Source organism: Xanthomonas sp. WHRI 7945 (assembly GCF_035026585.1).
The window spans coordinates 63,858-87,983 of record NZ_JAYIQP010000014.1 but is presented as its reverse complement, the minus strand read 5'-3'; the positions used below and the strand labels follow the sequence as shown (position 1 = coordinate 87,983).

21 protein-coding genes are annotated in these 24,126 nt (G+C 69.4%); 13 read left to right on the top strand and 8 right to left on the bottom strand.

Annotated elements, in window-relative coordinates:
- The first annotated feature begins 68 nt into the window (after window positions 1–68).
- From oleD to ubiB, 5 genes are all read left to right on the top strand, one after another.
- Entirely contained in the window at window positions 69–1,079 is a 1,011-nt protein-coding gene (gene oleD, locus VDQ83_RS13100; RefSeq protein WP_455435273.1) for a 2-alkyl-3-oxoalkanoate reductase, read from the top strand.
- A 62-nt stretch (window positions 1,080–1,141) separates the two neighbouring features.
- A complete protein-coding gene (locus VDQ83_RS13095) occupies window positions 1,142–1,300 on the top strand; it encodes a DUF1328 domain-containing protein (protein WP_003468167.1) in 159 nt (52 codons plus the stop codon).
- Between the two features lie 633 nt (window positions 1,301–1,933).
- A complete protein-coding gene (locus VDQ83_RS13090) occupies window positions 1,934–3,892 on the top strand; it encodes an alpha/beta hydrolase family protein (RefSeq protein ID WP_455435272.1) in 1,959 nt (652 codons plus the stop codon).
- Between the two features lie 66 nt (window positions 3,893–3,958).
- Window positions 3,959–4,600: a ubiquinone biosynthesis accessory factor UbiJ gene (locus tag VDQ83_RS13085; protein ID WP_455435271.1), complete on the top strand. Its 642-nt coding sequence runs from the start codon at window positions 3,959–3,961 to the stop codon at window positions 4,598–4,600.
- Entirely contained in the window at window positions 4,597–6,255 is a 1,659-nt protein-coding gene (gene ubiB, locus VDQ83_RS13080; RefSeq protein WP_455435270.1) for a ubiquinone biosynthesis regulatory protein kinase UbiB, read from the top strand. The genes VDQ83_RS13085 and ubiB overlap by 4 nt, the downstream gene beginning before the upstream one ends.
- Window positions 6,256–6,325: 70 nt before the next feature.
- Here the strand turns inward: ubiB and VDQ83_RS13075 are convergent, their stop codons facing one another.
- On the bottom strand, window positions 6,326–6,787 hold the full coding sequence (locus VDQ83_RS13075; protein ID WP_455435269.1) for a thioredoxin family protein: 462 nt from the start codon (window positions 6,785–6,787) through the stop codon (window positions 6,326–6,328).
- A 67-nt stretch (window positions 6,788–6,854) separates the two neighbouring features.
- Here VDQ83_RS13075 and VDQ83_RS13070 point away from each other — a divergent pair, with 67 nt between their 5' ends.
- Window positions 6,855–7,676 carry a pseudouridine synthase gene (locus tag VDQ83_RS13070; protein WP_455435268.1) on the top strand — a complete coding sequence of 274 codons (822 nt, stop codon included), beginning with the start codon at window positions 6,855–6,857 and terminating at the stop codon, window positions 7,674–7,676.
- Window positions 7,677–8,035: 359 nt separating this feature from the next.
- Here VDQ83_RS13070 and VDQ83_RS13065 read toward each other — a convergent pair whose 3' ends face one another.
- Genes VDQ83_RS13065 through yidD form a run of 3 tightly spaced genes read right to left on the bottom strand, consistent with a single transcriptional unit; the run spans window position 8,036 to window position 10,506 of the window.
- Window positions 8,036–8,896: a M23 family metallopeptidase gene (locus tag VDQ83_RS13065; protein WP_455435267.1), complete on the bottom strand. Its 861-nt coding sequence runs from the start codon at window positions 8,894–8,896 to the stop codon at window positions 8,036–8,038.
- Window positions 8,896–10,233, bottom strand: a complete 1,338-nt coding sequence (locus VDQ83_RS13060) for a dihydroorotase (protein WP_455435266.1) — start codon at window positions 10,231–10,233, stop codon at window positions 8,896–8,898. Before VDQ83_RS13060 ends, VDQ83_RS13065 begins: the two co-directional genes overlap by 1 nt.
- Entirely contained in the window at window positions 10,234–10,506 is a 273-nt protein-coding gene (yidD, locus tag VDQ83_RS13055; protein ID WP_263113679.1) for a membrane protein insertion efficiency factor YidD, read from the bottom strand.
- Between the two features lie 115 nt (window positions 10,507–10,621).
- Here yidD and dksA point away from each other — a divergent pair, with 115 nt between their 5' ends.
- The gene (dksA, locus tag VDQ83_RS13050) at window positions 10,622–11,725 is read left to right on the top strand and encodes an RNA polymerase-binding protein DksA (RefSeq protein WP_455435265.1); all 1,104 of its coding nucleotides are present in this window, start codon (window positions 10,622–10,624) and stop codon (window positions 11,723–11,725) included.
- 275 nt (window positions 11,726–12,000) lie between these two features.
- Here the strand turns inward: dksA and VDQ83_RS13045 are convergent, their stop codons facing one another.
- On the bottom strand, window positions 12,001–12,573 hold the full coding sequence (locus VDQ83_RS13045; RefSeq protein ID WP_455435264.1) for a peroxiredoxin family protein: 573 nt from the start codon (window positions 12,571–12,573) through the stop codon (window positions 12,001–12,003).
- A gap of 446 nt (window positions 12,574–13,019) precedes the next feature.
- Here VDQ83_RS13045 and VDQ83_RS13040 point away from each other — a divergent pair, with 446 nt between their 5' ends.
- Both VDQ83_RS13040 and VDQ83_RS13035 read left to right on the top strand, forming a co-directional pair.
- Window positions 13,020–13,985: a S41 family peptidase gene (locus VDQ83_RS13040; protein ID WP_455435263.1), complete on the top strand. Its 966-nt coding sequence runs from the start codon at window positions 13,020–13,022 to the stop codon at window positions 13,983–13,985.
- Window positions 13,986–14,500: 515 nt separating this feature from the next.
- Window positions 14,501–15,628, top strand: coding sequence for an alpha/beta hydrolase (locus tag VDQ83_RS13035; protein WP_455435262.1), 1,128 nt, complete (start codon window positions 14,501–14,503; stop codon window positions 15,626–15,628).
- Window positions 15,629–15,650: 22 nt separating this feature from the next.
- Here the strand turns inward: VDQ83_RS13035 and VDQ83_RS13030 are convergent, their stop codons facing one another.
- The 3 genes from VDQ83_RS13030 to cysS all read right to left on the bottom strand — a co-directional run bounded on the left by VDQ83_RS13030 (window position 15,651) and on the right by cysS (window position 19,163).
- Window positions 15,651–16,898: an MFS transporter gene (locus tag VDQ83_RS13030; protein WP_455435261.1), complete on the bottom strand. Its 1,248-nt coding sequence runs from the start codon at window positions 16,896–16,898 to the stop codon at window positions 15,651–15,653.
- Window positions 16,895–17,332, bottom strand: coding sequence for a SufE family protein (locus VDQ83_RS13025; RefSeq protein WP_263397962.1), 438 nt, complete (start codon window positions 17,330–17,332; stop codon window positions 16,895–16,897). Before VDQ83_RS13025 ends, VDQ83_RS13030 begins: the two co-directional genes overlap by 4 nt.
- Window positions 17,333–17,756: 424 nt before the next feature.
- Window positions 17,757–19,163, bottom strand: a complete 1,407-nt coding sequence (gene cysS, locus VDQ83_RS13020; RefSeq protein WP_455435260.1) for a cysteine--tRNA ligase — start codon at window positions 19,161–19,163, stop codon at window positions 17,757–17,759.
- A gap of 384 nt (window positions 19,164–19,547) precedes the next feature.
- Between cysS and VDQ83_RS13015 the strand changes: the two genes are divergently transcribed.
- The 4 genes from VDQ83_RS13015 to VDQ83_RS13000 all read left to right on the top strand — a co-directional run bounded on the left by VDQ83_RS13015 (window position 19,548) and on the right by VDQ83_RS13000 (window position 24,052).
- A complete protein-coding gene (locus VDQ83_RS13015; protein ID WP_455435299.1) occupies window positions 19,548–20,084 on the top strand; it encodes a hypothetical protein in 537 nt (178 codons plus the stop codon).
- Window positions 20,085–20,380: 296 nt separating this feature from the next.
- Window positions 20,381–21,406, top strand: a complete 1,026-nt coding sequence (locus tag VDQ83_RS13010) for an N-acetylornithine carbamoyltransferase (RefSeq protein ID WP_309914824.1) — start codon at window positions 20,381–20,383, stop codon at window positions 21,404–21,406.
- A 73-nt stretch (window positions 21,407–21,479) separates the two neighbouring features.
- A complete protein-coding gene (locus tag VDQ83_RS13005; RefSeq protein ID WP_263397965.1) occupies window positions 21,480–22,721 on the top strand; it encodes an argininosuccinate synthase in 1,242 nt (413 codons plus the stop codon).
- 233 nt (window positions 22,722–22,954) lie between these two features.
- Entirely contained in the window at window positions 22,955–24,052 is a 1,098-nt protein-coding gene (locus tag VDQ83_RS13000; RefSeq protein WP_455435259.1) for an acetylornithine deacetylase, read from the top strand.
- Window positions 24,053–24,126 lie beyond the last annotated feature (74 nt).

Genomic DNA, 24,126 nt, shown 5'->3' with positions numbered 1-24,126 from the left:
CACGTCCGGATCGCCTTCCCGCGCGCCCCCGGCTATCGTGTGCGCCCTGGTGCGATCGGTGCGGCGCGATGAAGATTGTGGTGACGGGCGGTGGTGGATTCCTCGGCCAGGCGTTGTGCCGCGGCCTGGTTGCGCGCGGGCACGAGGTGATCAGCTACAACCGCGGCCACTATCCGGAGCTGCAAGCATTGGGCGTGGCCCAGGTGCGTGGCGACCTGACCGACGCGCAGGCGCTGCACCATGCGGTCGCGGGCGCCGATGCGGTGTTCCACAACGCGGCCAAGGCCGGCGCCTGGGGCAGCTACGACAGCTACTACCAGCCCAATGTGGTCGGCACCGAGAACGTGCTGGCCGCCTGTCGCGCGCATGGCGTGGGGCGCCTGGTCTATACCTCCACGCCGAGCGTGACCCACCGCGCCACCCATCCGGTCGAAGGCCTGGGCGCGGACCAGGTGCCGTACGGCGAAAACTTCCAAGCGCCGTACGCGGCGACCAAGACCATCGCCGAACGCGCGGTGCTGGCCGCCAACGATGCGCAACTTGCGGTGGTGGCGCTGCGGCCGCGGCTGATCTGGGGCCCGGGCGACAACCAGATCCTGCCCAAGCTGGTCGCGCGTGCGCAGGCCGGGCGCGTGCGCCTGGTCGGCCGCGGCGACAACCTGGTCGATTCGACCTTCATCGACAACGCCGCGCAGGCGCACTTCGATGCGTTCGAGCACCTGCGCGTCGGCGCGGCCTGCGCCGGCAAGGCGTACTTCATTTCCAACGGCGAGCCGCTGCCGATGCGCGAACTGTTGAACAAGCTGCTCGCCGCGGTTGGCGCGCCGCCGGTGACCAAGACCCTGTCGTTCAAGGCGGCCTACCGCATCGGCGCCGCCTGCGAAACGCTGTGGCCGCTGCTGCGCCTGCGCGGCGAGCCGCCGCTGACCCGCTTCCTGGCCGAGCAGCTGTGCACGCCGCACTGGTACAGCATGGAACCGGCGCGGCGCGATTTCGGCTATGTGCCGCAGGTTTCGATCGAGCAGGGCCTGCAGCGGCTGGCGTCATCATGGCGCCGCGACACTTCCGTCACTTCCTGACGACCGGCAGTTGCCGAAGATGGCTCCGCGCCAATTCGGCACGACAACTTTCGGACCTTGCCATGCTGCATTACGCCATCATCTTCTTCGTCATCGCCATCATCGCCGCCGTACTGGGTTTCAGCGGCATCGCCGGTGCGGCGACCAACATCGCCTGGATCCTGTTCGTGGTGTTCCTGATCCTGGCGGTGATCTCGATGTTCCGTCGCGGCAAGGTCTAGTCCTTCCGCTGCACCTGCGAACGGCCCGCGGTCACGGAGCGATGCTCCGCGACCGCGGGCCGTTTTGCATTGCGGGTAAGTGATTGCCGCCTTGGCAAATAGGCTATGCAATCGCGTGCCGCTTTTTTGTTTGATTCAGGCATCGACGCATGTGTCGATGCGTGCGGTACGTGCAAATGTGCGCCGCGGCAGCGCTTCGGCGCCTGTTCCGTGTTCCCCCGCGATGTGTCCACCGCGTGCACAGTGCCGCATCCTGCGCGTGGCGCGATCCGTGCCGGATCGTCGGCATATAGCAGGAACCCCTCGCGCTCGCTGGCATGCCGGCGGCCCTACTTGTCGATGCCGATCAGGTGGCCTCGACGCGCTGCGGGTCCAGCGCATCGACGATGGTGCGCGCCGACTGCAGCCAGACCTCGTGCGCGGCCGACGTGCCGCCGAAGATGGTGCCGACCCGGGTCCTGCGCATCGCCGCCGCTCCCGCCATTGCCCGATGAAGGGCCGCTAGCCTGGGCCATCGCCCGCGCGGCGGGTGAGGGCCCGGATCGCGCGGTGGCGCGCGGACGGCGCCGGCAGGGATGGACGCCGTTCGCGCGGCTTGCCACCATAGGCGACTCAGGGGATAGGGGAAATGCGATGCGACATTGGACGTTCGTGGCCGGCCTTGCGCTGGCCTGCATGGCATGCGCGCAGGCCGAGCCGGCGCCGCTGGATCTGACCCCCTATCTGAAGCGCGACCAGTTCGAGCGGGTCAAGATCTCGCCGACAGGCGCCTACTATGCCGTCACCCAACCGATGGAGGACCGGACCGGCCTGGTGGTGGTGCGCCGCAGCGACAAGCAGCTGTCCGCCAGGGTCATCGGCGGCGCCGACTCGGTGGTCGACGATTTCTGGTGGGCCAACGACGAGCGGATCGTGGTGTCGATGGCCGAGCGTCTCGGCGCGCGCGACGAACCGGTGGCGATCGGCCAGCTGCACGCCATCGACGCCGACGGCAAGAATCCGCGCCTGCTCGCCAGCCCCTATGGGATGAACGACGCGGTCAACGCGACCACGCTCAAGGCGGGCCTGGATCCGTCGGTGTACATGCTCGATACGCTGCCGCAGGATCCGCGCTACGTGCTGGTGTCGGTGGTGGCGCCCAGCAGCGATCCCACCATCCGCATCGACAAGCTGGATATCTACAACCACCGGCGCGTGCCGGTGGCGACCGCGCCGGTCTCGCGCGCGAGCTTCGTCGCCGACCACAGCGGGCGCGTGCGTTTCGCCAGCGGGGCCGATAGCGGCAATTCCGGCAAGCTCTACTACCGCGACGACAGCGGCACGCCGTGGCGGCTGATCAACGACGAAACCAGCAGTTTCCAGCGCACCTATCCGTTGGGGTTCTCCGCCGACGACAAGCTCGCCTATCTGCAGGTGGAGCAGGCCAGCGGCCCGGACGCGGTGGTGTCATGGGATCCGGCCACCGATCGCTATTCGCCCTTGCTGCGCGACGCGCAGGTCGATCCCTACCGGGTGTTGCGCGACCTCGACGGCAAGACGCCGATCGGCGTGTCGTTCATGACCGATCGGGTGCGCAACCGATTCTTCGACGACAACGCGCCGACTTCGCGGCTGTATCGCTCGCTGGAAAAGGCGTTCGATGGCGATGCGGTGTTCATCACCTCGGCAACCACCGATCGCCGGCTGCTGCTGCTCTACGTCTGGAGCGACCGCAACAACGGCGACTACTTCCTGTTCGATACCGTGGACAAGTCGGCCAAGCGCGTGTTCAGCCGGCGCGAATGGTTCCAGCCAAGCCAGGTGCCGCCCAGCCGCGCGGTGAGCTTCAAGGCCAGGGATGGGGTGCCGCTGCACGGATACCTCACCGTGCCGCTGCAGGCCCCGGCCGGCAAGCCCTTGCCGATGGTGTTGTTGCCGCACGGCGGGCCGTTCGGCGTGTTCGACGCCTGGGATTTCGACGACGACGCGCAACTGCTCGCCGCGGCCGGCTACGCGGTGCTGCGGGTCAATTACCGCGGTTCGGGCAACTACGGTCGTGCCTTCACCCAGGCCGGGGCGAAGGAATGGGGCGGGCGCATGCAGGACGACCTGACCGATGCCACGCGCTGGGCCGCCGCACAGGGCATCGCCGATGCGTCGCGCATCTGCATCTATGGCGCCAGCTACGGCGCCTACGCGGCCCTGATGGGCGCAGTCAGGGAACCGGACCTGTACCGCTGCGCCGCCGGCTATGTCGGCGTGTACGACCTGGAGACGATGTACCGCGATCAGTCGCGGCGTGCGCGCTGGGCCAAAAACTGGGCGGGCGACTGGCTTGGCGAACGCGGCACCCTGGCCGCGCGCTCGCCGGTCAATCTCGCCGATCGCATTCGCGCACCGGTGTTCCTGGCCGCGGGCGGCAAGGACGAGCGGGCGCCGGTGCAGCACACCGAACGCATGGAAAAGGCGCTGAAGAACGCCGGCGTGCCGGTGGAGTCGCTGTACTTCCCCAACGAGGGCCATGGCTTCTACACCGAGCCGCACCGCCGCGCGTACTACACCCAGCTGCTGGCGTTCCTGAGCAAGCACCTCGGCGGCGCGCAGGCGCAATAGCGCGGCGCGCATCGCCGTCCGCCGCGCGTACGGTCCTGCGACGTGTCTGCCGCTAGAATGCGCGGCATGCCTGAATCTCCCTTCGATGCCCTCAAGCCCCTGGCCGGCCGCGCGCTGGAAGCGGCGCTCAACCGCGCGCTGGCGCTGGATCCGGATACCCGCGAGGCGCTGCGCGGCCTCGACGGCCAACGCGTGGCGCTGACCCTGGAGGCGCCGGCGCTGGCGCTGCAGATCCGCGTGGACGGCACGCGCCTGCAGGTCGGTCCCGTGGATACGGCGCAGGAACCCGACCTGGCGGTGCGCAGCACCCTCGGCGGGCTGTTCGCGCAACTGCCGTTCCTGGCCCAGGCGCGGCGCGGCGCCAGCCCCGGCGGGCGGGTGCGGGTGTCCGGCGACGCCGAACTGGCGCGGCGCCTGCAGCAGTTGGCGGGGCGTTTCGATCCGGACTGGCAGCGGCCGTTCACCCAGGTGTTCGGCGACGTGCTCGGCGTGCAACTCGCCAACGCGGCGCGCGCGGCGTTGCAGCAGGCCCAGCGCGGCGCGCAGGACCTGGCGCAGAGCGCGGCCGAGTTCGTCACCGAGGAATCGCGCGACGTGGTCGCGCGCGCCGAGTTGGAGGCGTTCTACGACGACGTCGATGCGGTGCGCGACGACATCGAGCGCCTGGCCGCGCGCGTGGCCAGGCTGTCGCCGGAGCGCGGCGCATGAAGGCGATGTTCCGCGCCAGCCGCATCGGCCGGGTGATCCTGCGCTACCGCCTGGACGACCTGCTCGACGGCACCCCGGCCGAGCGCTGGCTGCGCCTGGCCAAACCGTTCGTGCCGCGCGCCAGCCCGGACATCGCCGCGCAGTCGCGCGGCGCGCGGCTGCGCCTGGCGCTGCAGGACCTGGGCCCGATCTTCGTCAAGTTCGGGCAGATCCTGTCCACCCGCCGCGACCTGATGCCGCCGGACGTAGCCGAGGAACTGACCCTGCTGCAGGACCGGGTGCGCCCGTTCGACGGCGAGGCGGCGCGGCGCATCGTCGAGCAGGCGCTGGGGCAGCCGATCGCGGTGGCCTTCGCCAGCTTCGACACCACGCCGCTGGCCTCCGCCTCGATCGCGCAGGTGCATGCGGCGACGCTGCACGACGGCCGCGAGGTGGTGGTCAAGGTGCTGCGCCCGGACATCGAGCGGCAGATCGGCGCGGACATCGCGCTGCTCAAGTCCGCCGCGGCGCTGGTCGACCGCGCGCATCCGCGCGCCGACAAGATCCGCCCGCGCGAGGTGGTCGCCGAGATCGAGACCACCCTGGCCGCGGAACTGGACCTGCAGCGCGAAGGCGCCAACGCCAGCGTGCTGCGCCGCTTCTGGCTGCATTCGGACGACCTGTACGTGCCGGTGGTGATCTGGAGCCACACCGCCGAGCGCGCGCTGACCCTGGAACGGGTGCGCGGCATCCCATCGGACGACATCGCCTCGCTCGACGCCGCCGGCATCGACCGCAAGGCGCTGGCGGCCAAGGGCGTGCGCGTGTTCTACACGCAGGTGTTCCGCGACAATTTCTTCCACGCCGATGCGCACGCCGGCAACATCTGGGTCGACAGCGATCCGGCGCGGCGGATCAACCCGCGCTTCATCGCGCTGGACTTCGGCATCATGGGCCAGCTGTCGCAGGAAGATCAGTACTACCTGGCCGAGAACTTCATGGCCATCTTCAACAAGGACTATCGGCGCATGGCCGAGCTGCACGTGGAGGCGGGCTGGATGCCGGCCAACGTGCGCATCGACGAACTGGAAGCGGCGGCGCGCTCGGTGTGCGAGCCGTACTTCACCCGGCCGCTGTCGCAGATCTCGCTGGCCGAGGTGCTGATCAAGCTGTTCCGCGTCGCCCAGCGCTACCAGCTGACCCTGCAGCCGCAGCTGATCCTGCTGCAGAAGACCCTGCTCAACATCGAAGGCGTGGGCCGCCAGCTGGATCCGGAACTGGACATCTGGGCGGTGGCGCGGCCGGTGCTCGAGCGGATCCTGATCGAGCGCTACAGCCCGCAGCGCGCGCTGCACGAACTGCGCAAGCGGCTGCCGGAAATCATGACCCACGCGCCGGACATGCCGCGCCTGATCCACGGCTGGCTGCGCCAGCAGGTGGAAGGCCGCCACGAACTGTCGATGCGTTCGCGCGACCTGTTCGAGCTCAACGTGATCCTGCTGCGCATGCAGCGCCGCGTGGTCACCGCGATCACCGGCGTGGGCCTGCTCACGGTCGCGGCGCTGCTGTACGCGCTCGACGCCGGCGGCCCGCAACTCGGCGGCGCCTCGGTCTGGGCCTGGATCGCCGGCGGCCTCGGCGCGGCCAGCCTGCTTTCGGCGTGGCTGCGGCGCTAGCGACGTCGGCCGCGCCAAGGCGACCGGGCTGATTGAGCTGCCTGATCGCCTCCCTACGGGCGCGCGAGGCTCAGTGTCCTGCCGGCGCCCCGGCCGCTTTGGCGAAGAAGTCGTAGATGCCCTGATCGCTCATCTTGCGCGCATTGGCCAGTTCGCCGGCCTTGGTGGTGTAGACCGGTTTGCCGTCGGCGCCGATCACCACCGCGGCCGGGATCCCTTTCTGGATCGGATCGCCGTAGGCCTGGCTCAGCTCCAGGTTGTGGTCGAAATTGCCGACATCGATCTTGACCACTTCGAAGTGCGCGTTCACCAAGGCGGCGTTCCTGGCCGTGTGCAGCGAGGCGTCGAGCGCGCGGCAGTCGCCGCACCAGTTGGCGCCGAAGATCAGCAGGGTCGGCTTGTGCGCCTTCTTGCCGGCGGCCAGCGCCTGTCGCACCTGCGCCTTGGCGTCGGCGGCGGCGTCGTAGGGCAATTCCAGCGCATGCGCCAGTGGAACGACGGTCAGCAGCGAGACCAGCAACCAGCGTTTCATGGAGGCACTCCGCAACGTGGGGGAAGGCCATCGTCGAACCGCGGCACGGCGGCGTCAACGGCCCGGCATGGGACGCAGCGTGACGCATGCGTTGTGGTCGGGGCCGCCGGGCACGGATAATCCGGTAGTGAGCACCTCCCCCGATTCCCTGCAGATCCTCTATCTGGACCCCTTCCTGGCCGTGGTCGACAAGCCGGCCAGGCTGATGGTCCACGACAGCAAGCTCGCCCGCGGCGAGGACGATTTCCTTGCCGATCGCCTGCGCGCGCAACTGGGGCGGCCGATCTTTCTGGTGCACCGGCTCGACCGCGCCACCAGCGGTTGCCTGCTGCTGGCGTTCGACCGCGACACCGCCAGCGCGCTGGGCAAGGCGCTGATGGGCGGGGAGGTGGACAAGGACTATCTGGCGATCTGCCGCGGTTGGCCGGCCGAGGAGCGCTTCGGCGTCGACCACGACCTCGACGGCGGCCCCGGCAAACCGCTGAAGAAGCCGGCGCAGACCCGGTTCCAGCGCCTGGCCTGCGGCGAGCTGCAGGTGCCGTCGGGCGAGTTCGGCACCTCGCGCTACGCGCTGCTGCGCTGCAGCCCGGTGACCGGACGGTTCCGCCAGATTCGCCGCCACCTCAAGCACCTGTCGCATCACCTGATCGGCGACACCAGCCATGGCGACGGCCGCCACAACCGCATCTTCCGCATGCAGGGCGTGCACCGCATGCTGCTGCACGCCGAGCGGCTGGCGTTCCCGCATCCGGACGGGCGCCGGATCGAGGTGAGCGCGCCGCTGGATGCCGAGTTCGTGCGCGCGTTCGGGTTGTTCGGGTGGTCGGCGGCACCGTGGCAGGGTGGTGCGGAACGAGTGGCGGACGCGTCGGGCGGCGTTGTCGGCTAGCGCGTTCCTACAGTTGCGGCGCCTACCTGTAGGAGCGGCTTCAGCCGCGACATGGTGGATACGCGGAGCGGCACTACCGACTTAGCTGGTTTCCAGAGCCGTTGAAGCGTTCTGTGGGAGCGACTTCAGTCGCGACGGGCTTTACCGGTAATGCCCGTCGCGACTGCAGTCGCGACGGGCTCTACCGGTAAGGCCCGTCGCGACTGAAGTCGCTCCCACAAAAAACAGTTGCTGTTACTTGGTCTGCTCCAGTACCAGCAGCGGATCCACACGCACGTCGAACCGCGCAAGACAAACGCTTCGGCTGTGGAGATGAAGAACGCGCCGCTGCGCGCCGCTGCAGGTGAATCACCAGGCTGTTACTTGGTCCGCTCCAGCACCAACAGAGGATCGACACGGACGTCGAACCAGTTCATCCCCCAATGCAGGTGCGGCCCGGTCGCGCGGCCGGTGGCGCCGACTGCGCCGAGCACCTGGCCCTGGGCGATGCGGTCGCCGACCTTCACGTCGATCCGCGACAGGTGCAGGAAATTGGAGCTGACCCCGTAGCCGTGGTCGAGCAGCACGGTGCCGCCGGTCAGGTACAGGTCCGGCGCGGCGAAGGTGACCACCCCGGCCGCCGGCGCCTTGACCGGGGTGCCGGTGGGCACGGCGATGTCCATGCCGGAGTGGCCGGCGCCGGCTTGCCCGTTGTACACGCGGGCGTTGCCGAAGCGGCCGCTGATGCGGCCCTGCACCGGCCAGATGAAGGGCGCGGCGAAGTCGGTGCGGTCGTCGTCGCGGTCGCGCGCGGCGGTGACCTGGGCCTGTTCGCGCTTGATCCGCTCGGCGACCGCCGGCGGCGGGTTGACCGTCTTCGGCGGCACGCCGTTGACGCGTTCGAGCGGCCAGTCGCGCGGGGTCACCGCGATGTCGATGGTCTCGCTGCCGCCATCGGCGCGCTGCACCAGGAGCCGCAGCGGGCCGCGTTCGTCGCGGCCGATGCCGAACACCACGCTGCCGTAGCCGCTGACCCGCAGCGTGCGCCCGGCGTACTGCACGCGGCTGCCCGGCGGCACCTTGCCGATCACCAGCGCGCCCTGCGAGGCGCTGGCGGGGAATACGCTGCGCGTGTCGGCGCTGGCGGCGGGCGCGGCCTGCGCCTGCAGCGGCGGCATCGCCGCGCCCCACGCCAGCAGGCCGAGCGCCAGCGCGGCGCCCGGCAGCATCGTGCGCCGCATCAGCGGTCGAACGCCAGGCGCTGCCCGTTGGGGCTGCCGACCAGACGGGCGCCGTCCCAGGCCAGCTCGCCGTTGACCCAGGTCGCCGCGATCCTGGAGCGGAAGCTGCGGCCCTCGAACGGCGACCAGCCGCACTTGGACAGGATGTCCTCGCGGCGCACGGTGAAGGAGACGTCGTCGATCAGCACCAGGTCGGCGTGGTAGCCCTCGCGCAGGAAGCCGCGCTCGTGCACGTCGAACAGCAGCGCCGGCGCATGCGCGAATTTGTGCACCACCTGGGCCACGCTGAGCCGGCCCTCGTGCACCAGTTCCAGCGCCGCGACCAGCGCGTACTGCACCAGCGGCAGGCCCGACGGCGCCTGCGCATACGGCTTGCTCTTCTCTTCCCAGGTGTGCGGCGCGTGGTCGGTGGCGAGCACGTCGATCACGTCCTCGGCCAGCGCGCGGATCAGCGCCTCGCGGTCGCTGGCGTCCTTGATCGCCGGGTTGCACTTGATCAGGTTGCCCAGCGTCGCGTAGTCGGCGCGGTCGAAGCGCAGGAAGTGGATGCAGGTCTCTGCGGTGATGCGCTTGCCCTGGATCGGGCCGGGCGCGAACAGCGCCAGTTCGTCGGCGGTGGAGATGTGCAGCACGTGCAGGCGGGTGCCGTGCTTCTTGGCCAGCGACACCGCCAGCTGCGAGGACTTCAGGCAGGCCTCGCGCGAGCGGATGTCCGGGTGCATCTCCGGGGTCAGCGCCTCGCCGTACTTTTCCTTGAACGCGGCCAGGGTCGCGTCGATGGTCGGGGTGTCTTCGCAGTGGGTGATGATCGGGGTCGGCGCGTCGCGGAAGATCGCGTCCAGCGTCTGCGGGTTGTCCACCAGCATGTTGCCGGTGGAGGCGCCCATGAACACCTTGATCCCGGGCGCGGTCTTCGGGTCCAGGGTCTGGATCGCGGCCAGGTTGTCGTTGCTGGCGCCCAGGTAGAAGCCGTAGTTGCCCCAGGCGCGGCCGCCGGCGGCGTCGTACTTGGCCTGTAGCGCGGCCGCATTCAGGGTCGGCGGGTTGGTGTTGGGCATGTCCATGAAGCTGGTCAGGCCGCCGGCCACCGCGGCCGCCGACTCGCTGGCGATGTCGCCCTTGTGGGTCAGGCCGGGTTCGCGGAAGTGCACCTGGTCGTCGATCATGCCGGGCAACAGCCAGCGCCCGGCGGCGTCGACCACGGTCTCGCCGTCGCGGGCGGCCAGCTGCGGGGCGATCGCGGCGATGCGGCCGTCGGCGATGCGCAGGTCGCCCTGGGTTTCCCGGCCTTCATTGACCAGGCGGGCGTTGACGATGAGGGTGGAGGAGGCGGGCATTCAGTGTTTTCCTGGGCAGCGGCAGGCCGGCGGCGCCGCGGGATCGGGCACCGGGTCGAACCCGCCGGGATGGAAGGGATGGCAACGGCCGACGCGGCGGGCGGCCATCCAGCCCCCGCGCAGCGCGCCGTAGCGGGCAAGGGCGGTGACCGCATAGGCCGAGCAACTGGGCACGAAACGGCAGCGCGGACCCAGCAGGGGGCTGATGAAGCGCTGGTACAGGCGCAGCAAGGCGATAAGAGCGCGGGCGATCACCCGGCCATGATATGCCAGTTGCGCGACGGGCCGCCGTTCACCGGCGTGTAGGCGGTGTGGTTGCCGCTGGGGGGCGGGTAGGCTATAAAGGCCCGCTTTCCCGGGCCCCGGGGAAACCAAGGAAGAGCGATTCGTGGCTGCTAAAAAACCTGCAAAGAAGGCCGTCAAGGCCGCCAAGAAGCCCGTCCCGCCCGTTGCCAAGAAGGCGACGGCGTCCGCTGCTGCCAAGCCGCTGAAGAAACCGGTGGCGAAGCCGGCAGCCAAGCCTGCGCCGGCAAAGAAGGCCCCGGCCAAGGCGGCGGCGAAGAAGCCGGCGCCCAAGCCGGCCGCCGCGCCCGCCAAGAAGGCCCAGGCCAAGCCGCCCGCCAAGCCAGCCAAGCCCGCGGCCAAGCCCGCCGCCGCGCCGAAGCAGGCCGCGCCCGCAGCAAAGTCGGCCACGCCGGCGGCGAAGCAGGCCGTGCCCGCAGCAAAGCAGAAATCGGCTACCGCCCCGGTCGCCCCGGCGGTGTCCAAATCCGTACCGAAGCCGGCTGCCAAGCCGGCGCCGGCCAAGTCTGTCCCGGCCAAGGCCGCCACGCCCGCCGCAGCCCCGGTTTCCCAGCCGGTCGCCGCCAAGCCCGCTACGCCCTCGGCCCCGCCACATAAGAATCCCGTGTCCGTTTCGAAATCCTCCGCGAAAACCCCCACCAAATCCGAATCCACCCCCAAGGCGCCGATCGCCAAGCCGACCGGCAAGGTTGCCGTCGCCGTGACCGCCAAGTCCAACACGCCCGCCAAGCCGGCCAAGTACAAAGTGGTCGAGTACAAGACCGACGAAGCCACGGGCCGCCCGATCCTGCCCAAGGGCTACAAGCCGGCCGGCGACGAGGAGTACATGAGCACGCTGCAGCAGGAGTACTTCCGCCAGCGCCTGCTCAACTGGCGCGCCGATCTGGTGGAGGAGTCCAAGCAGACCATCGAGAACCTGCGCGACGAAGTCCGCGACATCGGCGACGAGGCCGAGCGCGCCACCCGCGAGACCGAGAACTCGCTGGAACTGCGCACCCGCGACCGCTACCGCAAGCTGATCGGCAAGATCGACAGCACGCTCAAGCGCCTGGATGCCGGCGACTACGGCTACTGCGTCGATACCGGCGAAGAAATCGGCCTGGAGCGCCTGGAGGCGCGCCTGACCGCAGAGCGCACCATCGACGCGCAGGAACGCTGGGAACACCTGCAGAAGCAGCAGGGCGACTGAGCCGTCTGCCTGGCGACAACATCAAGGGCCGGTCGAATGACCGGCCCTTTTTCGTTGCTGATTGAGGTTAGGGCAGCAGACAACACCCGATTCTCTGACCGCCATACTGACATCCGGGCTTGCACGGGCACCCTGTATCGGGGTTGACGCACTTGCTGCCGGAGCCGTGGGAGCTCACCGCCTGTGCTGCGCCGAAGCTCAGGGATCCGATCACTGCCAATGCCACCAGGGCACCCTTGATTCGCTGTGCTGCCGTCTTCATGGTTGGAGCTCCGTCATTGGATCGCGACCGACGCCTCCTTGCGCGCGGCCTTGATCATCAGGTGGGTCACGTCGTCCTTGTTCTTGTTGGTGATCAGCCCGACATGGGAATAGAGAACCTTGCCGTCGTCATCGATCAGCACCAGGAGAGGTACCTGTTTTGCCCCCAGCAAGTGCTGGGATTTGCCGGAAAGCTGCGCCACCGGGAACGCGAACGCATTGCTCTGGGCGTAATGCCGAAGCGCCTGCGCTGCGCCACTGCCCATCCCGATCATCGACGGCGCTGCGGTCCGTGCCTGTTGCAGGGTTTGCTGCAACGACCTGACGGCAGCATTGGAGCGCTCGCAGACAGGGCAGCCGGGTTGAAAGAAGTAGATCAACTGTCCGCTCCCGCCGGCCACGGTCAACGCTCGCCCCTGCACATCCACCATTTCGAGCGGGGGCAGCCATGTGCCCGGCTGCGGCCGCAGGCTTCGGTAAAAGGCTTGGTCCTGAAGCGCTTGCCACTGGCGGTTCTGATAGCCGAGCACGGCGACCAGGCTGCAGGCGACTGCCAAGGCAATGGCCAACAGGGGCGTACTTCTCATCGTGAGATCTCCCATATCCAGGGTGCGCGTTTGCAGTGAGCACTGCCGCACGCCGTCGTCCTTGTCCGCAGAGTAAGCGCGAGCTGCGAACCCGGTGATGGATGTTCATCCCAGTTCGCCGAACGCACCTAGGACAGCGGAAAGGGCGCGCCGCATCCGCTTGCAGCATTGCCGATCGCGCACGTCGGCAGAGCAACTGCCGGCGTGTCTAACCATGGCATTGGCGTCGATCCAGCGCGGTCGGCCGCGGTGCATTGCGGCGTGTCCGGTCGGTCATGCCTCGCGCTTTCGGCGGTGGTGCGCCTATCGCCTGCAATCGCTAGCATGCGCCAGGGCGGTAGTGTCCGGGCGCGAGGAGGCCGATCATGTGGCGGATGGCGATTTACGGGGCGGCGGCGTGGGCATTTCTCTGCCTGCAGACGCCGGCACAGGCGCAAACCGCAGCGGTGACTTCTGCCGAGCGGGATGCACTGATCCATGCGGTGGCGGTCAAGTTGGAAGCGGAGTACATCGATCCACCGCTGGCCAGGAAAATGGGCAAGGCGGTGCAGCGTCACGCCGCGCGCGGCGACTACGAACGTATCGACGACCCCGCCGCACTGACCCGCCGCCTGACCGAGGACCTGCGCGCGGTCAGCCACGACGGGCACCTGTGGCTGGAATACCACCCGGAGGGCGCCCGCGACGAACCGCTGTATCCCAGCCGCGCCGACCTGGATGCGGCGCGGCCGGCGGTCGCCAGGGACAACTTCGCGTTCGACAAGGTCGAGCGGATGCAGGGCAACGTCGGCTACGTCAAGTTCCGCATCTTCGCCTATCCCTACCTAGCGGCGGCGACCGCCAGCTCGGCGATGGACTTCGTCGCCAACACCGATGCGCTGATCATCGACCTGCGCGAGAATTTCGGCGGCGATCCGGCGATGGTGGCGTTCATCGCCAGCTATCTGTTCGATGGCCGCGTGCACTTGAACGACATCTACACCCGCGAGGACGGCGCGACCGAGCAGTTCTGGACCACGCCGACGGTGCCCGGGCGCGCGTTCGGCGGCAGCAAGCCGGTGTACGTCCTGACCAGCAAGCAGACGTTCTCCGCGGCCGAGGATTTCGCCTACGCGCTGAAGCAACTCAAGCGCGCCACCGTGGTCGGCGAAGCCACCGGCGGCGGCGCGCATCCCAGCCGCGCCTTCAGGCTCACCGAGCATTTCGCCATCAGCGTGCCGTATGCGAAATCGGTGAGCCCGATCACCGGCGGCAACTGGGAGGGCGACGGGGTGGCGCCGGATGTCGCGGTGCCGGCGGCGCAGGCGTTGCAGACGGCCTACCGCATGAGCCTGGAGGGCCTGCTGGCGGCGAGCCGCGATGCGGGGGAGGCCGAACGCCTGCGCGGGTTGCTGGAAACGCTCGGCAAATAGCCGGCGCGCTGCAATGCCGGCGATACCGGCGTATGCGACGACCGAAGATACGGTCGCGCTCGTGCCACGCCGCGCGCATGCGACGCCGCGCGCGGTGGCCATCTGCGGCGTTGCAGATGCGGCGCCGCACGCCGCGCGCGTTGTGTTGCATGGCGACCTGGCCGAGGTCCGACCCCGGCAGCTGCAGCAATAACCGGTTGCCCATGATCATCTGTCCGATCACTAGGCTCGGTCCTGGGTGACGCGGTGCATGCCGGGCAGGTGCCGTGCCTTAAATCCGCCTGTCATGCCGCCGCCGCAGACTGGACGCGTGGCGCATGGCCACGTGGCCGCCGCCTCTCGATGCTTTTCAGTAGCCTTTCCCGGATGCCGCAGTGCGTGGCCGTGACGATCGCGCACGCGCCTGCAACGGCGTGCTGCATCGTCGCGCGTAGGGGACGCGCGGCGCAGCACCAGCGGACGGGGACGCCGACGTGGGCGCGGCGCTGTCCGCGTCGGGCCGCGGGAGCATGCGCATGAGCCGTGCATCCGTGCGCGCTGCGCGGCGGCCTGGCACGCGCGAGGGGCGCGGCGGCAAATGGCGCAGGCTGCGCTGGCCGCTGCTGATCGTGCTGGTGCTGCTGGCGGCGCTGGCGCTCGGGCCGCGGGTCGATTCGGCGCTGCCGCAGGTCGCGATGCCGAGCGTGCCGCAGGATCCGCTTGCGCTGCAGGCCTGGCTGGACGCGCGCGAACGGGCTACCCCGGGCCTGCGCAAGGACAACCAGGCGCGTATCGTCTGGGCCGACCCGGCGCATCCGGGGCAGCGCGATTGCGCCATCGTCTACCTGCACGGCTTCACCGCCAGCCAGGGCGAGGGCGCCCCCACCCATCTGCGCCTGGCGCGCAGCTTCGGCTGCAATCTGTACCTGCCGCGGTTGCCGGGGCACGGCCTGGCCGCCGCCGACGCCTTGCGCGGCGTAGATGCGCCGCGCCTGCTCGGCGGCGCGGCCGAGGCGCTGGCGGTGGCGCGGGTACTGGGCCGGCGGGTGGTGGTGATCGGCAATTCGATGGGCGGCGCGCTGGCGCTGCAGATCGTGGCTGCGCATCCGCAGCAGGTGCAGGCCCTGGTGCTGTGGTCGCCGCTGGTGCGCGAGCACGGCGAGCAACTGCAGCCGCTGCTGTGGCCGTGGGGCGCGCAGTTGCTGCTGTGGTCGCGCAACGGCGGCGATCCGGTCATGCGCTATCCGGTCGACAGCGGCTACTGGGCCGACGCCACCCACGTCGACGGCTACCGCGCGCTGGCCGCGCTGACCCGCGGCGGCATGCTGCCGGCGACCTATGCGCGGATCCATGTGCCGGTGTTCCTCGGCTACTACTATCGCGACGCGCAGCAGCAGGACGCGACGGTATCGGTGGCGGCGATGCAGGCGATGTTCGCGCAGCTGGGCACGCCGAAGGCGCTGCGCCAGGCGGTGGATTTTCCGGAGGCCGGCAACCACGTGCTGGCCTCGCCGATCCGCTCCAGGGCGGTGCCGGCGGTGTTCGCGGCGACGTGCCGGTTCCTGGCCGGCAAGGGCGGGCTGACCCAGCCGGCGGACCTGCCCGACTGCGCCGCGGCATGGGCTGCCGACGAGCGCGCGGACGCGGCGGCGGCGGCGCGCTGAGCGGCGCGCCGCTAGCACGCCGTCATTGCAGTTCGCGCAGGTCCAGCTTGCGCAGTTTCGGCGCCTTCCAGGCGGTGGTCGCGACCACGCCCAGGGTCACGCAACCGCCGATCACCACCGCCGGCACCAGGCCGACCAGTCGCGCCATGACACCGTCGTAGAACGCGCCCAGCTCGTTCGACGAGCCGATGAAGATGCCGCTGATCGAGGACACCCGCCCGCGCATCGCATCCGGCGTGGCCAGCTGCAGGATGGTCGAGCGTACGATCACCGACACGCCGTCGCACATGCCGTAGGCCAGCAGGATCGCCGCCGACAGCCAGAAATGCCGCGACAGGCCGAAGGCGATGGTGCACAGGCCGAAACCGGCCACCGCCAGCAGCAGGATGCGGCCGGCGTTGCGCTGCAGCGGGCGCCGCGCCAGCCACAGACCGACCAGCACCGAACCCAGCGCCGGCGCGCCGCGCAGGATGCCCAGGCCCTCGGGACCGTAGTGCAGGATCTCGTGGATGAAGGCCGGCAGCATCGACACCGCGCCGCCGAGCAGCACCGAGAACATGTCCAGCGCCATCGCGCCGAGCATGATCTGGTTGGAGAACACGAACTGCGCGCCTTCGGCGATGCTGCGGAAGATCGGCGCGCGCGGGCCGTCGTTGACTGGCTCGGCGACGCGCAGCAGGAACAGCGCCAGCATCGCCACGCAGGCCACCGCCATCGCCACGCCGTAGGACAGGCCCTTGCCGCCCCAGCCGACCAGCACCCCGCCCAGCGCCGGCCCGATCACCATGCCGGTCTGGAACACCACGCTGCCGATGCTGGCGCCACGCGCATAGGCCTCGCGCGGCAGGGCGCGCGCGAACAGCGCGTTGTACACCGGCGACAGGAACGCGCGCGCGGCGCCGGTCAGCGCGATCGCGGCGTAGATCGGCCATACGCCGTGCATCGGCAGCCAGCCACGGGTCAGCGCGGTCAGCACCCCTGCGGTCGCGACCAGGCCCAGGCTGGCGAGCATGCCCAGCCGGCGCCGCGGCAGGTGATCGACCAGGTAGCCGGCGAACGGCGCGATGCAGAAGAACGGCAGGATCTCGGCCAGCCCGATCAGCCCCAGCGAGAACGGATTGCGGGTGATCTCGTAGATGTGCCAACCGACCGTGACCGCGACGATCTGGTAGGACAGCATCGTGCAGATGCGGTAGGCCAGCACCAGCGCGAAGCCGGGATGCGCCAGCAGCGTGCGCAGACTTTGTGCAGGAGGGAGCGGGGCGCTCATGCCTGCGCGCGCGCGCTGTCCTGGATGAACGCCAGGATCGCGGCCAGGCCGTTGCTGCGGGTCGGCGACAGGTGCTTGCCCAGGCCGATGGCGGCAACGAAGTCCGGCGCGGTGGCGAGGATGTCGGCGGCGCTGCGCCCGGAGTAGACCCGCAGCGCGAGGTAGATCAGCCCGGAGACGATCGCCGAATCGCTGATCGCATGGAACACCAGGCGCTGCGCGTCGCCCTCGGGCACGATCCAGACCATCGACTGGCAGCCGTGCAGGCGATGCTCCTCGATTTTCCATTCCTCGGGGAACGCGGGCAGCTTGCGGCCCAGATCGATCAGGTATTGGTAGCGCTCGGACCAGTCGCCGAAGAAGCCGAATTCTTCGGCGATGGCGGCCTGGGCGTCGGCGGGCGTGGGTTCGAGCGGGAAATCGGTATCGGTCATCGCAAATCCAAGATCAATCGGTAAAGCCCCTCTCCCTCCGGGAGAGGGGTTGGGGTGAGGGTACGGGCGCAGCCTCGCGAAAAATTGACGCCAGGTGCTACGCCCCGTAGCCTCATCGGCGCTGCCGTACCCTCATCCGCCCCTTCGGGGCACCTTCTCCCGGTGGGAGAAGGAAAGAGCTCGGCTGCGATTCCAGCACGCGCCTTTTCGAGGACTGGGATCGAGCGGGAAATCGGTATCGGTCATCGCAAATCCAAGATCAAGCGGTAAAGCCCCTCTCCCTCCGGGAGAGGGGTTGGGGTGAGGGTACGGGCGCAGCCTCGTGAAAAATCGACGCCAGGTGCTTCGCCCGTACCCTCATCCGGCGCTGCGCGCCGCCTTCCCCCGAAAAGGGGGCCGTGGTCCCGATGGGAGAAGGAAGCGCTCAGCCACGCTTCCAGCGCACGCCTTGCGCGGTGTCTTCCAGTACCACGCCTTCCGTGGCCAGCTGCTGGCGGATCGCGTCGGCGCGGGCGAAGTCGCGGCTCTTCTTGGCGGCGGTGCGTTCGTCGATCAAGGCCTGGATGCGCGCATCGTCGCCGTCCTCGGCGCCGCGGTTGAACCAGGCCGTCGGTGTCTGCTGCAGCAGACCCAGCGCCAGGCCGGCGCCGAGCAGGTCGGACTTGGCCTGCTGCAATTGCGCTTCCAGCGCGGCGTCGCGCGTTGCATCGGGACCGGCCGGGGCGAGCAGTTGCCGCGCGGCAGCGGCGATCCGCGACACTTCGGCCAACGCCTGCGGCGTGTTGAGGTCGTCGTCCAGCGCTTCCTCGATGGCCGCCGGAATCGCGGCGGCGGCCTGGATGCCGTCCAGGTCGCGCAACGTCCCGTACAGCCGGTCCAAGGTGCGCACCGATTGCTCGATCAGCGCATCGGACCAGTCCAGCGGCTGCCGGTAGTGCGCGCTGAGCAGCGCGTAGCGCAGCGCTTCGGGCGGGTGCCTGGCGATCAGGGCGTGCACGGTCTCGATGTTGCCCAGCGACTTGCTCATCTTGGCGCCGCCGAAGTTGAGCATGCCGTTGTGCAGCCAGAACCGGGCGAAGGTGGCGCCGCCGTGCGCGCACTCGCTCTGCGCGATCTCGTTCTCGTGGTGCGGGAACTGCAGGTCCACGCCGCCGGCATGGATGTCGATGGTCGGCCCCAGGTGCGCGGCGGCCATCGCCGAGCACTCGATGTGCCAGCCCGGGCGGCCGCGGCCCCACGGCGAATCCCAGCCGGGCAGGTCGTCGCTGGATGGCTTCCACAGCACGAAGTCGCCCGGGTCGCGCTTGTATGGGGCGACCTCGACGCGGGCGCCGGCCAGCATCTCCTCCGGGTCGCGCCGCGACAGCTTGCCGTAGCCGGCGAAGCTGGCCACCGCGAACAGCACGTGGCCCTGCGCGGCGTAGGCGTGGCCGCTGCCGACCAGCCGTTCGATCATCGCCACGATCTGCGGGATGTGCGCGGTGGCCTCCGGCTCCAGGTCCGGCGGGGTCACGCCCAGCGCGGCCATGTCCTGCCGGTAGATGGCGGCGAAGCGGTCGGTGATGGTGGCGATCGGCACGCCCTGCGCCTGCGCGGCGGCGTTGATCTTGTCGTCCACGTCGGTGATGTTGCGCGCATAGCGCAGCGCGCCGTAGCGGCGGCGCAGCAGCGCGGCGAGCACGTCGAACACCACCGGGCCGCGCGCGTTGCCGATGTGCGCGTAGTTGTAGACGGTGGGGCCGCAGACATACAGCGTGGGGCCGGCCACCGGGTCGAGCGGTTCGAAGGCGTCGACCCGGCGGGTCAGGTTGTTGTGCAGGCGCAGGGTCATCGGCATCGGGCGTGGGGAAGCCGGTCGATTCTACCGGCAGCGGCCCGGGGCGTCTCATCCGTTGCCGTGGCTGCCGAATCGTGTCCGGCAGGCCCCAGTCGGCATGCGCGGCCCCAACCCCGACCAGCGGCCAGAGTGCGACAGGCGCCTGACAGCCAGCGCGCAGCGGCTGCGGCCGCCGCCTGTCGTGCGTCCGACCGGCGCATCGAACGCATGCGGGCACGCATTCGCTGCCTCTCACTTCCTCGCGCCGCGCACGCGACGCCTGTCCCGAATGGCCGGGCGCCCCGGTCGGGGCAGGCCGCCTGGGCGTAGGCTCGCGTTCAGCCCGACGCAAGGCGCCATGCCTACACTGCTCGTTCTGTCCTTCGAAGCCTGGTGCCGATGCGTCCGTACCTGTTGTTGCCGCTGGTCGGCCTGTTCGCATGCGGCGCGGCGCCGGTCTGGGCGCAGGACAGCGAGACGCGCAACCGCGTGGTGGTGATCGAGAACGTCAGGCTCGACTACGCGCAGGTGCTCAACGTGGAGCCGGTCTACCAGACTTTGCGCGCGACCCGCACCGAGCAGCAGTGCGACCCGGTGGAGGCGCCACCGCCGACCCCGGCCGCGGCCAAGCCGGCGCAGGACGACAGCCGCTTGAACCGGTTGATGGATTCGGTGAAGGACATCTTCAGCCGCCGCCACGAAGAGGCGCCCGCGCCGGTGGCGGCCGCGGCGCCGGCGCCGCCGTCGAGCGGGCGCAACTGCCGCATGGTCGAGGTCGGCCGCGAGTTCCGCCGCCCGATCGCCTACGACGTGGACTATGTGTACAAGGGCACCAAGTACCGCTCGCGACTGCCGGAGGATCCGGGCAACCGGCTGCGCATCCGCGTGTCGGTGGCGCCGTACGTGCCCGATGCGCTCGTGGTGCCGCCGCGCTGAGCGCGCGCTTGCGCCTGCGGCGTGCGCGTGCGAGGATGCGCGCCGATGAAAGCGAACCTGCCCCAGCACGATCTCAGCGCCGCCCGCATGGCCTCGGGCATGACGTCGCGCGCGCGCCGACCGGAATCCCACATCCTGGCTGGGTAACCGGAGCGCTGTGCCGTTCGTTCTGAAAACCCAGCCCGAGGCTGGGTTTTTTCGTTTTCATGCCCCGGAAAGGTTTCACCCGTAAAGAACTAACCGCGCGTCCCGCGCACGCCACCGCCCGGTGGCTCCACGCAGCAAAGGATGGATCGATGTCTCTGAAGCACTTCTTGAACACCCAGGACTGGAGCCGGGCCGAGCTGGATGCGCTGTTGACCCAGGCCGCGCTGTTCAAGCGCAACCGGCTGGGCAGCGAGCTGAAGGGCAAGTCGATCGCGCTGGTGTTCTTCAACCCGTCGATGCGCACCCGCACCAGTTTCGAGTTGGGCGCGTTCCAGCTGGGTGGGCATGCGGTGGTGCTGCAGCCGGGCAAGGACGCCTGGCCGATCGAATTCGAGCTGGGCACGGTGATGGACGGCGACACCGAGGAGCACATCGCCGAGGTGGCGCGGGTGCTGGGCCGGTATGTCGACCTGATCGGGGTGCGCGCGTTCCCGAAGTTCGTGGACTGGTCCAAGGACCGCGAGGACCAGGTGCTGAAGAGCTTCGCCAAGTATTCGCCGGTGCCGGTGATCAACATGGAGACCATCACCCATCCGTGCCAGGAGCTGGCGCACGCGCTGGCGCTGCAGGAGCATTTCGGCACCCAGGACCTGCGCGGCAAGAAGTACGTGCTGACCTGGACCTACCACCCCAAGCCGCTGAACACCGCGGTGGCCAATTCGGCGCTGACCATCGCCACCCGGCTGGGCATGGACGTGACCCTGCTGTGCCCGACCCCGGACTACGTGCTGGACGAGCGCTACATGGGCTGGGCGGCGCAGAACGTGGCCGAGAGCGGCGGCTCGCTGACCGTCAGTCACGACACCGACAGCGCCTACGCCGGCGCCGACGTGGTCTACGCCAAGAGCTGGGGCGCGCTGCCGTTCTTCGGCAACTGGGGCCCGGAGAAGCCGATCCGCGACCAGTACCAGCACTTCATCGTCGACGAGCGCAAGATGGCGCTGACCAACAATGGCGTGTTCTCGCACTGTCTGCCGCTGCGCCGCAACGTCAAGGCCACCGACGCGGTGATGGATTCGCCCAACTGCATCGCCATCGACGAGGCCGAGAACCGGCTGCATGTGCAGAAGGCGATCATGGCGGCCCTGGTGGGCCAGGGCCGCCGGGATTCGTGATTCGGGATTGGGGATTCGCAACGGCGACCTCCCTTCCCGCTCTTAATTTAGTCAACCGCAGAGAGACTCCCCCATGTCGCAGCAAACCGCTTCTACGAATCCCGAATCCCCAATCTCCACTCCCGGCACCAAGGACATCGTCCTGGCCTTCTCCGGCGGCCTGGACACCAGCTTCTGCATTCCCTATCTGCAGGACAAGGGCTATGCCGTGCACACGGTGTTCGCCGACACCGGCGGGGTGGACGACGAGGAGCGCGACTTCATCGAGAAGCGCGCCGCCGAACTGGGCGCGGCCAGCCACGTCACCGTCGATGGCGGCCCGGCGATCTGGAGCGGTTTCGTCAAACCGTTCGTGTGGGCCGGCGAGGGCTACCAGGGCCAGTACCCGTTGCTGGTGTCCGACCGCTACCTGATCGTCGATGCCGCGCTCAAGCGCGCCGACGAGCTGGGCACCAAGGTCATCGCGCACGGCTGCACCGGCATGGGCAACGACCAGGTGCGCTTCGACCTGGCGGTCAAGGCGCTGGGCGATTACGAGATCGTGGCGCCGATCCGCGAGATCCAGAAGGAGCACACCCAGACCCGCGCCTACGAGCAGAAGTACCTGGAAGAGCGCGGCTTCGGCGTCCGCGCCAAGCAGAAGGCCTACACGATCAACGAGAACCTGCTCGGCGTGACCATGTCCGGCGGCGAGATCGACCGCTGGGAAGCGCCGGGCGAGGGCACCCGCGGCTGGTGCGCGCCGCGCAGCGCATGGCCGATCGAGCCGCTGACGGTAACGGTGAAGTTCGAGCACGGCGAAGCGGTGGCGGTGGACGGCAAGCCGCTGGAAGGCGCCAAGCTGCTGGCCAAGCTCAACAAGCTGTTCGCCCCGTACGGCGTGGGCCGCGGCATGTACACCGGCGACACCGTGATCGGGCTGAAGGGCCGCATCGTGTTCGAGGCGCCGGGCCTGATCGCGCTGCTGGCCGCGCACCGCGCGCTGGAAGACGCGGTGCTGACCAAGCAGCAGAACCGCTTCAAGCCGGACGTGGCGCGCAAGTGGGTGGAGCTGGTCTACGAAGGCTTCTATCACGATCCGCTGAAGACCGACCTGGAGGCGTTCCTGGATTCCTCGCAGGCCAAGGTCAACGGCGAGGTGACGCTGGAGACCCGCGGCGGCCGCGTCGACGCGGTGGCGGTGAAGTCGCCGCACCTGCTCAACGCCAAGGGCGCCACCTACGCGCAGTCGGCGGACTGGGGCGTGGCCGAGGCGGAAGGCTTCATCAAGCTGTTCGGGATGAGCTCGACGTTGTACGCCCAGGTCAATCGCTGAGCCTAAAGCCCCTCTCCCTCCGGGAGAGGGGTTGGGGTGAGGGTACGTGCGAAGCCTCGCAACATTTAGACCGCGCAAGCTTTCCGCACCTTCACCCGCTCAGGCGAGATTCGGTTCACCAGGCTTCGCCCGTACCCTCATCCGCCCCTGCGGGGCACCTTCTCCCGGTGGGAGAAGGGGCTCCTCTGCCTTTTTCTGCCAGGCCGTCGCCGCGGCCCATCGATCGAACCGACATGACCGATCTGCTCGAATCCACCCTCGCGCACCTGCAGCAGCTGGTGTCCTTCGACACCCGCAATCCGCCGCGCGCGATCGGCACCGATGGCATCTTCGACTACCTGCGCGCGCAGCTGCCCGGGTTCCAGGTCGAGGTCATCGATCACGGCGCCGGTGCGGTCAGCCTGTACGCGGTGCGCGGCACGCCGAAGTATCTGTTCAACGTGCACCTGGACACGGTGCCGGATTCGCCGCACTGGAGCGCCGACCCGCACGTCATGCGTCGCAGCGACGACCGCGTGGTCGGCCTGGGCGTGTGCGACATCAAGGGCGCGGCCGCGGCGCTGCTGGCCGCGGCCAATGCCGGCGACGGCGATGCCGCGTTCCTGTTCTCCAGCGACGAGGAGGCCAACGATCCGCGCTGCATCGCTGCGTTCCTGGCGCGCGCCATTCCCTACGAAGCGGTGCTGGTGGCCGAACCGACCATGGGCGAGGCGGTGCTGGCGCATCGCGGTATCAGTTCGGTGCTGATGCGCTTCGCCGGCCGCGCCGGGCATGCATCGGGCAAGCAGGATCCGTCGGCCAGCGCGCTGCACCAGGCGATGCGCTGGGGCGCGCAGGCGCTGGACCATGTCGAGACGCTGGCGCATGCGCGCTTCGGCGGCCTGACCGGGTTGCGCTTCAACATCGGCCGGGTCGAAGGCGGCATCAAGGCCAACATGATTGCGCCGGCGGCCGAGCTGCGCTTCGGCTTCCGGCCGCTGCCGTCGATGGACGTGGACGCGCTGCTGGCCACCTTCGCCGGTTTCGCCGATCCGGCCGCCGCGCAGTTCGAGGAGACCTTCCGCGGGCCGAGCCTGCCCAGCGGAGAGATCGCGCACGCCGAGGACAAGCGCCTGGCCGCGCGCGACGTCGCCGATGCGCTGCACCTGCCGATCGGCAATGCGGTGGACTTCTGGACCGAAGCCTCGCTGTTCTCGGCCGGCGGCTACATCGCCCTGGTCTACGGTCCGGGCGACATCGCCCAGGCGCACACGGCTGACGAATTCGTGACGCTGGAGCAACTGCAGGGTTACGCGACGTCGGTGAACCGCATCATCAACGGCGCGCGCTGAGCCGCGCTTCGCTTCGTTTCGGCCCGCGCCGTCGAGCCGCCCGCACCCCGTTCATCTGGATTCTTTCGGAACCG

Excerpts from the sequence above, each read along its gene's own strand:
- oleD (WP_455435273.1), top strand. The coding sequence starts at position 69 with ATGAAGATTGTGGTGACGGGCGGTGGTGGATTCCTCGGCCAGGCGTTG.
- VDQ83_RS13025 (WP_263397962.1), bottom strand. The coding sequence starts at position 17,332 with ATGACCGATACCGATTTCCCGCTCGAACCCACGCCCGCCGACGCCCAG.
- VDQ83_RS13045 (WP_455435264.1), bottom strand. The coding sequence starts at position 12,573 with ATGAGAAGTACGCCCCTGTTGGCCATTGCCTTGGCAGTCGCCTGCAGC.
- VDQ83_RS13000 (WP_455435259.1), top strand. The coding sequence starts at position 22,955 with ATGACCGATCTGCTCGAATCCACCCTCGCGCACCTGCAGCAGCTGGTG.
- VDQ83_RS13060 (WP_455435266.1), bottom strand. The coding sequence starts at position 10,233 with ATGCCCGCCTCCTCCACCCTCATCGTCAACGCCCGCCTGGTCAATGAA.
- VDQ83_RS13090 (WP_455435272.1), top strand. The coding sequence starts at position 1,934 with ATGCGACATTGGACGTTCGTGGCCGGCCTTGCGCTGGCCTGCATGGCA.
- VDQ83_RS13070 (WP_455435268.1), top strand. The coding sequence starts at position 6,855 with ATGGGACGCAGCGTGACGCATGCGTTGTGGTCGGGGCCGCCGGGCACG.
- VDQ83_RS13095 (WP_003468167.1), top strand. The coding sequence starts at position 1,142 with ATGCTGCATTACGCCATCATCTTCTTCGTCATCGCCATCATCGCCGCC.
- VDQ83_RS13075 (WP_455435269.1), bottom strand. The coding sequence starts at position 6,787 with ATGAAACGCTGGTTGCTGGTCTCGCTGCTGACCGTCGTTCCACTGGCG.
- VDQ83_RS13065 (WP_455435267.1), bottom strand. The coding sequence starts at position 8,896 with ATGCGGCGCACGATGCTGCCGGGCGCCGCGCTGGCGCTCGGCCTGCTG.
- VDQ83_RS13010 (WP_309914824.1), top strand. The coding sequence starts at position 20,381 with ATGTCTCTGAAGCACTTCTTGAACACCCAGGACTGGAGCCGGGCCGAG.
- VDQ83_RS13085 (WP_455435271.1), top strand. The coding sequence starts at position 3,959 with ATGCCTGAATCTCCCTTCGATGCCCTCAAGCCCCTGGCCGGCCGCGCG.
- VDQ83_RS13005 (WP_263397965.1), top strand. The coding sequence starts at position 21,480 with ATGTCGCAGCAAACCGCTTCTACGAATCCCGAATCCCCAATCTCCACT.
- VDQ83_RS13035 (WP_455435262.1), top strand. The coding sequence starts at position 14,501 with ATGAGCCGTGCATCCGTGCGCGCTGCGCGGCGGCCTGGCACGCGCGAG.
- VDQ83_RS13030 (WP_455435261.1), bottom strand. The coding sequence starts at position 16,898 with ATGAGCGCCCCGCTCCCTCCTGCACAAAGTCTGCGCACGCTGCTGGCG.
- VDQ83_RS13015 (WP_455435299.1), top strand. The coding sequence starts at position 19,548 with ATGCGTCCGTACCTGTTGTTGCCGCTGGTCGGCCTGTTCGCATGCGGC.
- ubiB (WP_455435270.1), top strand. The coding sequence starts at position 4,597 with ATGAAGGCGATGTTCCGCGCCAGCCGCATCGGCCGGGTGATCCTGCGC.
- cysS (WP_455435260.1), bottom strand. The coding sequence starts at position 19,163 with ATGACCCTGCGCCTGCACAACAACCTGACCCGCCGGGTCGACGCCTTC.